This is a genomic window from Erysipelatoclostridium sp. An173 (assembly GCF_963931465.1).
In the GTDB taxonomy this organism is placed as follows: Bacteria; Bacillota_I; Bacilli_A; order Erysipelotrichales; family Coprobacillaceae; genus Thomasclavelia; species Thomasclavelia merdavium.
In genome coordinates this window covers 2,604,431-2,617,416 of the sequence record NZ_OZ007017.1, presented here as the reverse complement: position 1 = coordinate 2,617,416, position 12,986 = coordinate 2,604,431, and the positions used below count along the sequence as shown (strand labels likewise).

At 29.4% G+C, this 12,986-nt stretch carries 11 protein-coding genes and 1 pseudogene; 7 read left to right on the top strand and 5 right to left on the bottom strand.

From position 1 onward, the window contains the following. Nucleotides 1–80 precede the first annotated feature (80 nt). The 3 genes and pseudogenes from ABGT36_RS13045 (at nt 81) to tnpA (ending at nt 2,996) form a co-directional block, all read left to right on the top strand. Nucleotides 81–1,070, top strand: coding sequence for a PD-(D/E)XK nuclease family transposase (locus ABGT36_RS13045; protein ID WP_346678361.1), 990 nt, complete (start codon nt 81–83; stop codon nt 1,068–1,070). Nucleotides 1,071–1,229: 159 nt separating this feature from the next. Continuing rightward, nucleotides 1,230–2,201, top strand: a complete 972-nt coding sequence (locus ABGT36_RS13040; RefSeq protein WP_346678359.1) for an Rpn family recombination-promoting nuclease/putative transposase — start codon at nt 1,230–1,232, stop codon at nt 2,199–2,201. Between the two features lie 326 nt (nt 2,202–2,527). Further along, nucleotides 2,528–2,996, top strand: a pseudogene (tnpA, locus tag ABGT36_RS13035) (IS200/IS605 family transposase). Nucleotides 2,997–3,110: 114 nt separating this feature from the next. Here tnpA and ABGT36_RS13030 read toward each other — a convergent pair. The 5 genes from ABGT36_RS13030 to ABGT36_RS13010 form a co-directional block, all read right to left on the bottom strand. After that, entirely contained in the window at nt 3,111–4,844 is a 1,734-nt protein-coding gene (locus ABGT36_RS13030; protein ID WP_346678357.1) for an ABC transporter ATP-binding protein, read from the bottom strand. 126 nt (nt 4,845–4,970) lie between these two features. Beyond that, entirely contained in the window at nt 4,971–5,210 is a 240-nt protein-coding gene (locus tag ABGT36_RS13025) for a hypothetical protein (RefSeq protein WP_346678355.1), read from the bottom strand. Nucleotides 5,211–5,279: 69 nt separating this feature from the next. Further along, the gene (locus ABGT36_RS13020) at nt 5,280–6,455 is read right to left on the bottom strand and encodes a MalY/PatB family protein (protein ID WP_300630637.1); all 1,176 of its coding nucleotides are present in this window, start codon (nt 6,453–6,455) and stop codon (nt 5,280–5,282) included. Nucleotides 6,456–6,457: 2 nt separating this feature from the next. Further along, nucleotides 6,458–7,471, bottom strand: a complete 1,014-nt coding sequence (locus ABGT36_RS13015; RefSeq protein ID WP_346678354.1) for a PTS transporter subunit EIIC — start codon at nt 7,469–7,471, stop codon at nt 6,458–6,460. Nucleotides 7,472–7,524: 53 nt separating this feature from the next. Beyond that, nucleotides 7,525–8,202 carry a PIG-L family deacetylase gene (locus ABGT36_RS13010; RefSeq protein WP_087372576.1) on the bottom strand — a complete coding sequence of 226 codons (678 nt, stop codon included), beginning with the start codon at nt 8,200–8,202 and terminating at the stop codon, nt 7,525–7,527. A gap of 323 nt (nt 8,203–8,525) precedes the next feature. Between ABGT36_RS13010 and nrdD the strand changes: the two genes are divergently transcribed. The 4 genes from nrdD to ABGT36_RS12990 all read left to right on the top strand — a co-directional run bounded on the left by nrdD (nt 8,526) and on the right by ABGT36_RS12990 (nt 12,970). Beyond that, complete coding sequence (gene nrdD / locus ABGT36_RS13005) at nt 8,526–10,685, top strand: anaerobic ribonucleoside-triphosphate reductase (RefSeq protein WP_087298654.1); 2,160 nt, start codon at nt 8,526–8,528, stop codon at nt 10,683–10,685. A gap of 2 nt (nt 10,686–10,687) precedes the next feature. Further along, nucleotides 10,688–11,200 (top strand): anaerobic ribonucleoside-triphosphate reductase activating protein, encoded by a 513-nt coding sequence (gene nrdG / locus ABGT36_RS13000; protein ID WP_087298653.1) that lies wholly within the window; start codon nt 10,688–10,690, stop codon nt 11,198–11,200. A gap of 301 nt (nt 11,201–11,501) precedes the next feature. Then, complete coding sequence (locus ABGT36_RS12995) at nt 11,502–12,116, top strand: phosphatidylcholine/phosphatidylserine synthase (RefSeq protein WP_087298652.1); 615 nt, start codon at nt 11,502–11,504, stop codon at nt 12,114–12,116. After that, the gene (locus ABGT36_RS12990; RefSeq protein ID WP_346678352.1) at nt 12,113–12,970 is read left to right on the top strand and encodes a phosphatidylserine decarboxylase; all 858 of its coding nucleotides are present in this window, start codon (nt 12,113–12,115) and stop codon (nt 12,968–12,970) included. Before ABGT36_RS12995 ends, ABGT36_RS12990 begins: the two co-directional genes overlap by 4 nt. Nucleotides 12,971–12,986 lie beyond the last annotated feature (16 nt).

Sequence of the window (12,986 nt, the reverse complement as noted above, 5' to 3'; positions counted from 1 at the left end):
TTTATTATTTATATATTTTTTAATTATTAAAAGAAAAAACCGCTTTTGTAAATGTATATAAATAACAAAGGAGGTTTTTTATGAAAGAAACTGGTAAGAAGATTTATGATTTTAAAAGTGATGTTCTTTTTAAATATTCTTTAGCCAATGATCAAGATCATGACTCTCTTTATTTATTAAAACTGTTTATTGAAGGTATTTTAAAGATCGAATGTCATGATATTAAAGTATTAAATCCCGATTTAAGCCGTAACCATGTTGAAGATAAAGATATGATCTTAGATATTAGAGTAACCGTAGCCTCAGGTAAACAGATTGATATTGAAATGCAAAATTCAATCTTTACCACAACCCAGCGCCATCGTTTTCAGTTATATGGAGCTAAACTACTAAGCCAGCAGGAAAAAAAGGGAGACCGTTATCAAAACATCAATCCAGTCTATCAGATAATCTTTATCAATGATGTTGATAGTGATAATCTAACATTATATGATACATATCAAAGCCGAAATGAAAAAGGGAAGCTAGAAAAGAACAATCTAACGACGAGAGTCTATGTCCAATTACCATACATCAATGTAATTAAACAGTATCAGGGATTAGATAAGTTCAACGAACTGGAGCTGGCGCTCTATATCTTTGCAAATGGAATAACAGATGATATAATGGGGCTAGAGAAGATGAAGGTGATCGGGATAATGAAAGACAAGATGGAAAGATTCAATCAGGATGAAGAATTAAGGCTGGCAGCATATAATCGGGAATTAAACATTCAAGCCAAAAATAGTGAAATGAAAGCTAATTATTTGCGTGGCAAAGAAGAAGGAATAGAAATCGGTAAAGAAGAAGGAATTGAGCTTGGTAAAGATGAAGGGATAGAAATTGGAAAAGAGCTTGGAAAAAAAGAAGAAAAGAGAAATCTAACTAACCAATTATTTAAATCGAGATACCCAAATGAAGACAGTAGTATTTTAAATGATTTAGAAACAGAAGTTTATGATCTTATTTTTAAAATGTTATTAGAAGAACAATCACTAGAAAAAATCAAGAATGTAATTAAAAAGAGTTAAATAGCAGTTTTTAATTTATTTTAGAAAGCATTTTGATGATTGAATACAGGATAGAAATTATAGTAATTTTGATTTCTATCTTTTTTATTTATATATTTTTTAATTAATAAAAGTAAAAACCGCTTTTGTAAATGTATATAAATAACAAAGGAGGTTTTTATGAAAGATAATAAGATTTATGATTTTAAAAGTGATGTTCTTTTTAAATATTCTTTAGCCAATGATCAAGATCATGACTCTCTTTATTTATTAAAACTGTTTATTGAAGGTATTTTAAAGATCGACTGTCATGATATTAAAGTATTAAATCCTGATTTAAGCCGTAACCATCTTGAAGATAAAGATATGATCTTAGATATTAGAGTAACCGTAGCCTCAGGTAAACAGATTGATATTGAAATGCAAAATTCAATCTTTACCACAACCCAGCGCCATCGTTTTCAATTATATGGAGCTAAACTGTTAAGCCAGCAGGAAAAAAAGGGAGACCGTTATCAAAACATCAATCCAGTCTATCAGATAATCTTTATCAATGATGTTGATAGTGATAATCTAACCCTATATGATACATATCAAAGCCGAAATAAAAAAGGAAAACTGGAAAAGAACAATCTAACGACGAGAGTCTATGTCCAATTACCATATATCAATGTAATTAAACAGTATCAGGGATTAGATAAGTTCAACGAACTGGAGCTGGCGCTCTATATCTTTGCAAATGGAATAACAGATGATATAATGGGGCTAGAGAAGATGAAGGTGATCGGGATAATGAAAGACAAGATGGAAAGATTCAATCAGGATGAAGAATTAAGGCTGGCAGCATATAATCGGGAATTAAACATTCAAGCCAAAAATAGTGAAATGAAAGCTAATTATTTGCGTGGCAAAGAAGAAGGAATAGAAATCGGTAAAGAAGAAGGGATAGAAATTGGTAAAGATGAAGGAATAAAGATTGGAAAAAAAGAAGAAAAGAGAAATCTAACTAACCAATTATTTAAATCGAGATACCCAAATGAAGACAGTAGCATTTTAAATGATTTAGAAACAGAAGTTTACGATCTTATTTTTAAAATGTTATTAGAAGAACAATCACTAGAAAAAATCAAGAATGTAATTAAAAAGAGTTAAATAGCAGTTTTTAATTTATTTTGTTGTAGCTTTGACAATTGTTTATTTATAGTAGTTAAGTGGAAGGAAAAATTGTTAAGATAATTACGATCAAGAAGTGCTGGTTTATAATATTAAATTATTAGATAAAAAGTGTTGTTCTATAATTGCGATTAATTAATAAAAAATGACAGCTATCACTCAGCTGCCATTTTTTGTAACACAATAAAACCCCCAGCTAGGCTGGGGGTGTATAAAAGCTTTAGTGGAGTGATAATGAAAAACCTCCATGTTATAATATACTTGTGGCTACCAACTGCAAATAAAATAACACGGAGGAATGACAAATGAATAAACAATATTCAGATGACTTACATAGTTTATCACACACAAAATGGAGATGCAAATATCATGTAGTATTTGCACCAAAGTATAGAAGAAAAGCATTTTATGATGAAAGAAGAGTCGCAATAGGGGCGATATTAAGACAATTATGCGAATGGAAGGGAGTAAATATAATAGAAGCGGAAGTATGTATAGATCATGTACATATGCTGATAGAAATACCACCAAAATATAGTATTTCAGGATTTATGGGATTTCTAAAAGGGAAAAGTAGCCAAATCATATTTGAAAGATGGGCGAATGCAAGATATAAGTATAGACATCGAGAATTTTGGTGCTGAGGATATTATGTAGATACAGTGGGGAAAAATACAAAAAAAAATTAGGGAGTATATCTCAAATCAGTTGAAAGAGGATCAAGAAGGGGAACAACTAACTCTGGATTTTGAAGACCCTTTTAAGGGTAAATAACGACAAGGTGCATGCGGTAGCCGTAAGGCATAAGGAATGTCTTCAGACATGCGCTTTGGGAGCAGGGCTATGCCCGCATAAGTAAAACCACCGGCTAGGCCGGTGGATATTTATTTAATTATCTTTATCATCTTTTAAGATCGTAGCAATTTCATAATCTTTAATACTTCTTATATTTATTAAAAGCATTACCAGATAAATAATATTCAATACTATAATAACACCAGCATTAATTTCAATTTCTCGATTTCCTATCAACAATAAATAAAGTAAACTTTCACCCATTAAAACAATATCAATAATAATTAACTCTTTGAACTTTTCTTTTATATAACTGCTTTTAATCTTTGACAGTGGTACTAAACAACTAGCTATAATCGCTAAATTTCCTGATACTTGTCGCCATTGTTTTTTCAAAGAATAAATCGTATAAATAAGCAAAGTTGTAAAAATTACAATTACTACAGCTTTAAATACTAATTCAAAAATTCCCATCTCATTATTAATTCTTTCCATATTTTCAACAAATAAATTCGTAGTTTCTAACTGTGTATTTTTTGAAAACCGGTAATAATCATTTTCGATGTTTTTAGAATCACTATGATAAACATAATAATCCATATCTTCACTAATACTACGAGTCTGTTTAAAATAATCATTTGAATAATATACCTGTAATACATTTTGAACATCATCTTCATAGACAATTCCCGCAATCTCAAAAGTATCTTCATTACTAAAGAAATCAATTTTATAACTTAAATTCATTTCCTGACCAATCAGTTTTTCTTTTGATACGCCCTGACTATCCATTAAGATTTTAGCAACATTTTGATTGATTATAATCTCATTACCGTTTATTTCCTTTTGACCATAAAATTCTAATTCTTCATTACTAGTAACTATAGGTACTACATTTATCCGATATTTACGTCCATCAAGAATAATATTATCAAACTTAACGATTCTTTCACCAGGAACCCTGACTGGATTTTCTTCATCATCATTATTTACTTCAATATATATTTCATAACTGTTTAAAATTTCTAATGATTCTATCGGTTTAAAAATTGTAAAATAGGTTTGCAATGAAACTAATGCTGTTAAAGCAATTACTAGAATAATAAATAGCTGAACTATCGAACTGTGATGTAGAACTTTTCTGATTATCTTTTTTAAATATTTTTGATCTGGTTTAGGCAACAAAACATCTTTAGCTTCTACTACTTCATTGTCTATTTCATCATTGCTTTGGAGTTTTTTATCAATTATTTCATAAACAGCCGGTTGATATTTTTCAATCAGTTCTGTTTCATGACTTGCTAACAAAACTATCTTTTCTTTTGCAAGCGTCGTTAAAAGTTCCATTACATTTTGTTTATTTTCCATATCTAAAGATTCAGTCGGTTCATCACAAATGATGATTTCTGGATCCATCATTAAGGCTCGAACAATTCCAATACGCTGTTTTTGACCACCAGAACATTCATCAGGATAATGATCCATAATATCTTGTAAACCTAAAATTTCGATAATCTCCTGTTTTTTATCAAAAGTTATATGATAAAGATTTTCAAACAGATCAATATTTTCAGCTACCGTCAAATTATTAATCAGCTCATAAGTTTGAAAAATATAAGCAATCTTAGTTCCTTTTTTTATTACTCTTTTACCACCATCAAAATCTTCATATCCAGCAATAATATTCAATAATGTTGTTTTACCGTTGCCGCTTTTACCGATAATAAATGTCAAACCAACAGTATTTAAAGTAAAATTTAAATCTTTTAAAATGTGAACATCATTTAATTTATTATGATATGTTTTGTTGATATTATCTAATCGCATCCTTCTCCCTCCCTATAAAAAGCAAAAAGAAATTTGCGGTTTGACCAACAAATTTCCTTTTTAATACAACCAAAAAATAAATAATTACTGATTAATAAACAATTACTGAATAAATACTTATATAAATTATAAAATATTACCATACTCCATGACATCACTAATAATCGGAAAATCAATAATGCCAAAATAAACTAAAGTACTAGTGATTCCCGTAAATAATATTACGAGTACTAAAAAAGATATTAGAAATCGGATTGTGTACTTTTTTAATTTTTGCTTTGATTTACTTATTGCTTGTTTATCACAATTAGGGCATAATTCCTTCTTATTTAATTTAGCACCACATTTACCACAATATTTTTTCATGTCTATCCCCTCATTAATATAATTTTTATCTATTTTAACATGTTTATTTCAATGATAAAAGTAAGCGCTTTATTTATTATAGTTTAAGTAATCAATACTTATTTTTAATCGCTCTAAGCCTTCTAATAATTTATCTTTACTACAGCCAACGCACATTCTTAAATAACCATCTTCAAAATAAGTATTGCCAGGCATAATTCCCACTTTACCAATGTTTACTAGGGCATGTTGTAGCTGTTTGCTGGTAAATGGTAATTGGCGACAGTCGATCCAGGCCAAGTAAGTTGCTTCTGGTTTGATAAATTTTAATGGTGAACAATTATTATTAATATATTCTTCAATTATGTTCATATTTTCATTTAAGTAGGCAACTAGCTGTTGGCGATAATCGTTGGCTTCATTGTAGGAACTAATCAATGCCATCATCCCCATATAATTAGCTGAGTTTACAAAATCACGATGTTTAGTTATTGTTAAAAAGTTATTTTTAATCTCAGGATCACTAATAAAAGCATAACTACCACCAAGACTTGGATAATTGTAGGTTTTAGAACCAGAAGAGACTAGATATAATTGTGAATATTGATCTAAAAAAGAAACAATTGGATAATGCGTTTTATGATAAACGATGTCCATATGTATTTCATCAGAGATGATTTTTACATCATATTTTTTAGCTAATTCAATTATTTTTAATAATTCATCTTTGTCCCAAACTCGGCCAGTAGGATTATGAGGTGAACATAGTAAGAAGACTTTACATTTTTTAAAAGCATCTTCTACGGCTTTAAAATCGATGGTATAATAACCGCCATTATTATTTAATTTAATACGAACTGGCTGTAAATGATGATTAATAATCGCATCTTCAAAATCAGGGTACATTGGTGAAAAGGTCGCAACATAGTCGTTTGGGTTAGTAAGCAAAGACATTAATAATGATAAACTATACATAACCGATGGACTATAAATGATCCAGTCAGGATTAATTAAAGTATTAAAATGTTTTTTAAAATAATTACAAATTGCATTTTTAAAGTCATCGTGATTCCAACGCGTATAACCAAAAATTTCCATTTTGGTAGCTTCTTTTAAAGCATTTGTAACTGGTTTAGGGATGATAAAATCAGTATCCGAGATAGAAAAGGGTAAAATATCATCACGACCAAATCGATCAGCGATATAATCCCATTGGCTGCTGTAAGTATTTTTTCGATTGACTAGTTGATCAAAGTTATATTTCATGTTTAATTCTCCCTATATAAAAATTTCCAAAATAGTAATGATCCACCAATTTGGATCAGATTAACAATGATGCTTCGATAATCAAAGTTAACTAAAAAGCCCTCAATAAAAATACCTAGATATGGGGCATCAAAAATAGGCTTGTTTAAATAGCCTAATGCCATTAAAACAAATGGAAAACTGCCAAGGATCGTGCCACCAATAACAAATGGTAAAAAAGCTTTTTTGTTTTTTGTTACTGGCAAGCCAAAAATAACATTTTCATTTACACCAAACCAGGCTGCTTTTAAACTGCCTGGAGCTAATTTTTTTGATAATAAGATAATACCAATAGTAACCCCAGTACCAGACATATTTGCAAAAGCTGACATCGTTCCATGAGTAAATAAATGTTCTAATGGTAAATTAAGTAAAGCGGCCTGAATATTTTCGCTTAAAAATAATAATTGAATCGGACCAAGAAAAGCTAATAATAAAGCTGGATGATAACCAAAATAAAAAAGCAGGCAGTAAAGAAAAATGATTAGGATACAAGTGATCGGTAAATCGAATAAAGATAGCCAATCTAAGTTTATTTTGATTTGTAAGGCGATAAAAGTGATTACAATAAAGCTTAATATTAAGATAATCTTTTTAACTGAATCCTCAACAAATTTTGGTAAATCTTTAATAAAATGATAATTAAGCAAATATTTTTCAAAAATATAGTTTAGATAATATAATACTATAGCGATAAGATAGGCACTAATGATGTTGTTTTGTTTAGTGATAATTAAGATGATAAAAGCAAATAGACAATATTCAATTCTATTAGTTAGATAGAAACTTAATACAACTGCTATAAAACAAGGTAGGAGAGTAATAATCAACAAACATATTTTACTAGCAAGTAAAGATGAAGAGAAATTATTTATTAATAGACAAATTGAAGCTAGATTTAAAGCTAAAAAAAGAGCAGGAAATGAATTGTTGATAGATTGAATAATATGACTGTTAGTTATTTTTTCGATCTTCATAAAAATCCTCCTTTAAATAAGTATAGTAAATATTTTTGCAAAAGTAAAAAGGATTAGTACCATTCCTGGTAACTAATCCAATTCTCGTATGCATTCATATGTTGTAAATGCTGACAAACTTTATCTTGCGACGAATATATTGAGAGTAATTGATTTTTTTGTTTCAACAATTCTTCATTAAAAGTAGGTTTCATTGACAACATTGGACTAGTTTTTTTGTAATATTTTCCAAAATAATATAAACAATTAGTTTTGTTTAATTCTTTGGCAATATTTGTAACAATAGAACTAGTCATTTTATGATGCTGATGACCATATTCACCACTAGGGTTATGAGTTACAATTTTTGAAAATGTCTGTTTTTGTAACAAATAGTTAAGATCGTTTTTAATATTTTTTTGTGAGTTTTTCCAATCGTCCCGTTTACCGTTTGTTTTATCAGGATAGTCAAGAATAATTCCCGTACCCTTAGTTTGTTTAATTACATCATTAAACTCCTTAGCACGAGTTTTATTGTCACCATTAGTTAAACAGATTACTAAATATTTATCCTTGATAAGATGCATACCGCCCCAGATTGTTTCATCATCAGGATGGGCAACGATCATAATGTTTTGATAACTGTTTATATCAATTTGATCGAATAAATCTTGATGAATAGCATTACTATGATTAGTATTGCTACAAGCAGTAAAAAGGATTAAAGATATAATAATAATTAATTTTTTCATGATTCTATTTTAACATAGTGAGTTATTAATGAAATTAAAGGTTTCTAAACAATAATTAAGTATTACTTAATTATTTATAAAGTTAGTTTAACCTGTTTTTAAAAGGATATACTTTAAGATGGTAAGAAAAATTAAATATAAAAAAGTAGTGATTTAAACAAGATAATATGTTATAGTTGGGATTTGTTGAGGTTTAAATTTTTTATTTATGTTATAGATTGGATTAAGTTTTGGTTAAAAAATTTCTAAGTAAAGGAGCATATCATTATCAAAATGATTTTTTTAATGATAAGATAGGATTTGTAATTTTAGGAGGGAACATGATGAGAGTAATAAAAAGAAACGGCCACACTGTTGATTTTGATGCAACAAAAATAGAAAACGCTATTTTAAAAGCAATGAAATGCGGTAGTGGAATTATTGATGAACAATGTGCTAAAGATATTGCAAGAGAAATTGAAGAATGGCATCGCTATAGCGATGGTGATATTTCAATTTATCGTATTGAAGGACAAGTGTTCGAAAAATTAATTGAAAAAGGGCAGATCTTAACTGCTAAAGCTTATGAAGGATATCGAAAAGTTAGAGAGTTTCAACGAGAAACCAACACTATCGATAATGAAATTTATGGCATCGTAAATCAAACTAATAAAGAAGCTATGGAAGAGAATTCTAATAAAGATGCGACCGTTTTAGCTACTCAAAGAGATTTGATTGCTGGTGAGTTTTCAAAAGATTATTGTCGAAGATTGTTATTACCACCAAAAATCGTTCAAGCTCATGATGATGGAATCATTCATTTCCATGATATGGATTACTATATTCAAAAAATGCATAATTGCGACTTAGTTAATTTAAAAGATATGTTCGCTCAAGGTACAGTAATAAATGATAAATTAATTGAAACACCAAAATCATTACAAACTGCTTGTACGGTAGCTACTCAAATAGTCCAACAAGTAGCAAACGGGCAATATGGTGGGCAAACAATCTCATTAGCGCACTTATCACCATATGTAAGAATTAGTTATGAAAAACATAAAAAGAACGTTATCAATGAAGGTAAAATGATTGGTATTGATTATAGCGATGAACAAATTGAAAAAATAGCTAAATCTAGATTAAAAGATGAAATCAAAGCTGGTATTCAAACAATTCAATATCAAATCAATACTTTTTCAACAACTAATGGACAAGCACCATTTTTATCTGTCTTTATGTATTTAAAAGAAGAACCCGAATATATTGAAGAAACAGCAATGTTAATTGAAGAAACACTTAGACAACGCTATGTAGGAATGAAAAACCCAGTTGGGGCATATGTAACACCAGCTTTTCCAAAGCTATTATATGTATTAGATGATAATAATGTTCCTCAAGACAGTAAATATCGTTATTTAACTGATTTAGCTGTTAAATGTGTTGCTAAAAGAATGATGCCTGATTTTATTTCAGCTAAAATCATGCGTGAAAATTATGAAGGTCAAGTATTCCCTTGTATGGGGTGCCGTAGCTTTTTATCACCATGGAAAGATGAAAATGGTGAATATAAATGGTATGGACGCTTCAACCAAGGTGTCGTTACTTTAAACTTAGCTGATGCTGGTTTATCTGCAGATCACAATCTTGATAATTTTTGGAAAATTCTTGATGAAAGATTGGAATTATGTAAAGAAGCATTATTGTTACGTCATGAAAGCTTAAAAGGAACAATTGCTGATGTAAGTCCGATTCATTGGCGTTATGGAGCTCTTGCAAGATTAAAATCTGGAGAAAAAATTGATAAATTATTAGAAAATGGTTATTCAACTATCTCACTTGGATATATTGGATTATATGAATGTGTTGTTGCTTTAATTGGTCAAACTCATACTTCAAAAGAAGGAAATGAATTAGCAACAAAAATCATGGAACGTTTAAGAGAAGCTTGTGATAGCTGGAAAGAAGAAACTGGTTTAGGTTTTGGTTTATATGGTACTCCAGCTGAATCAACTACTTATACTTTTGCTAGAGCATTGAAAAAACGTTTTGGAATTGTTCCAGGAGTAACTGATAAGGATTACTTAACAAATTCATATCATGTTAATGTTCGTGAACATATTGACGCCTTTAGTAAATTAGAAGTAGAAGCTAAATTCCAGAAATTATCTTCTGGTGGTGCTATCAGTTATGTTGAAGTTACTAACATGTCACAAAATTTAGATGCCTTATCAGCATTAATAGATTATATGTATGAAACAATTCAATATGCTGAAATTAATACAAAATCAGATTATTGTCAGGAATGTGGTTTTGACGGTGAAATTTTATTAGATGAAAATCGTGAATGGTATTGTCCAAACTGTGGCAATAGAAATCATAAAACATTAAATGTTTGTCGTAGAACATGTGGATATCTAGGTGATAACTTCTGGAATCAAGGAAGAACTCAGGAAATTGCAGAACGTTTCGTTCATTTAGATAATCATTTATATGGAGAATAATTGTGAGGTACGCACAAATAAGACAAATTGATATAGCTAATGGCGAAGGTATTCGAGTTTCGTTGTATGTTCAAGGGTGTCATCAGCATTGTTTAAACTGCTTTAATCCTGAAACATGGGATTTTTGTGGTGGAAAGGAATTTGATCAACAGATTGCTGATGAGTTAATTAAGCTGATTAATCAGCCCCATATTAATGGTGTTACTATCTTAGGTGGTGAGCCTTTAGAAAAGGAAAATCGCTATGATGTTGCTGATTTATTAAAAAGAATAAAAAAAGAATGTCCTGATCGAACAGTTTGGCTATATTCAGCATTTCTATATGAAAAAATTCAAGAATTTGATGTTTTGATTTTACCTTATATCGATGTTTTGGTTGATGGACCATATGTTGATCATTTAAGTGATCGAAAACTTAGATTTCGTGGTTCATCTAATCAAAGAATTATTGATGTTCAAACTTCGCTTAAACAAAATAAGGTTGTATTATATCAGCCAAGTCGTTATTATCGATAAGCAGTTTACTTTAAGTAGACTGCTTATTTTAATGAAAAGTTAGCGATAAAAATTTTTTATCTAAGATGGTAAATGATATTTTTTATGATATAATGACTCCTTGAGGTTAATATAATTGAGTTTAAATAGTAACTATTCTTTTTTAATATGAATAAAAATGTGGTAGAATCGACTGTTTTTGGTTGATTAGGATTTAAACTTTGATATAATAGAAACCTAAATTTAGCTTAATTTTGTATCGTATTATTTAAATATGTGCTATACTGTTTTTGTTGAAATTTTTTATTAGGGAGCAGGAAAAATGATCGGATATTATAGTTATACGGTTATTCTTACATATTTATCACTGGTTTTTGCAATGGCAGGAATCCATTTATCATTTAATGGTATGTATCAGTGGGCTTTTATTTGTTTAATAATGTGTGGGATTTGTGACACTTTTGATGGAATGGTAGCACGAAGTAAGAAAAATCGTACAGAAGAGGAAAAACGTTTTGGAATCCAGATAGATTCTTTATGTGATTTAGTTGCTTTTGGAGTTTTCCCGGCAATTTTAGGATATAATGTAGGCTTGAGTTCTATTGGCTGGCTAGCAATTGAAATTTTCTATGTTTTAGCTGCTGTAATTAGATTGGCTTATTTTAATGTTCAAGAGGAAACACGTCAAAAAGAAACAAATGAAAAAAGAAAATATTATCAAGGTTTACCAGTAACAACATCATCATTTATCTTACCGATGGCTTATGCACTTCGCTATGTTGTATTTAGTCTGGATTATCTTTATGGTGCATTGATGTTGATTACCGGAATTTTGTTTATTGTTGATTTTAAAGTTCCAAAAGTGCAATCAAAAGGATTAGCGGCTTTAGGGGTATTAGTAATCGTGGAATTGATTCAAATAATGGTGGTAAAATGATAGTAGTTGATCGTTTAGGAAATATTCAAACTAATGGGGAAAGTCAAAATAATTTTTTAAAGAAACTTTATGGCACATTTCTTGGTAGATGTGCTTTAAAAATTCTTGTTTGCCGGTTTGTAAGTAATTTAGGTGGCTGGTATATGAATTCACGTTTTTCTAAATGGCAAATCAAATCATTTATTGAAAAAAACAATATTGATATGTCACAATTTGAAAATCGTCAATTTACTAGTTATAATGATTTTTTTACAAGAAAAATATTACCAGGCAAAAGACCTTATAGCAAAGATGATAATGTTTTAATTAGCCCAGCAGATGCTAAATTAAGTTGTTATTGTATCGATGATAAGTGTCGTGTTACTATTAAAGATACTAGTTATTCATTAGAAGAATTATTAGAAGATAAAGAATTAGCTAATGAATATTTAAACGGTTATTGGCTTGTATTTAGATTGACAGTTGACGATTATCATCGTTATCATTATATTGATGATGGTAAAATTATTGGAAATAAATTTATTAACGGGAAATTTCATACCGTTAATCCAATTGCTAATGATTATTATCCTATTTATAAACAAAATACTCGTAGTTACACAGTTATTGAATCAAAAAATTTTGGTAAAATGGTTCAAATGGAAGTTGGAGCTATGATGGTTGGTAGAATTGTTAATTATCCTAAAAAACAATGTTATCGTGGCGAAGAAAAAGGATATTTTGAATTTGGCGGTTCAACTGTAGTTATATTGTTAAAAGAAAATCAAGCAATTATTGATGAGGATATTGTTAAAAATACTATTAATGACAAAGAAACAGTAGTAAAATTAGGAGAGAGTATAGGTAAGAAGTAATGAAGGAGGCCAAATA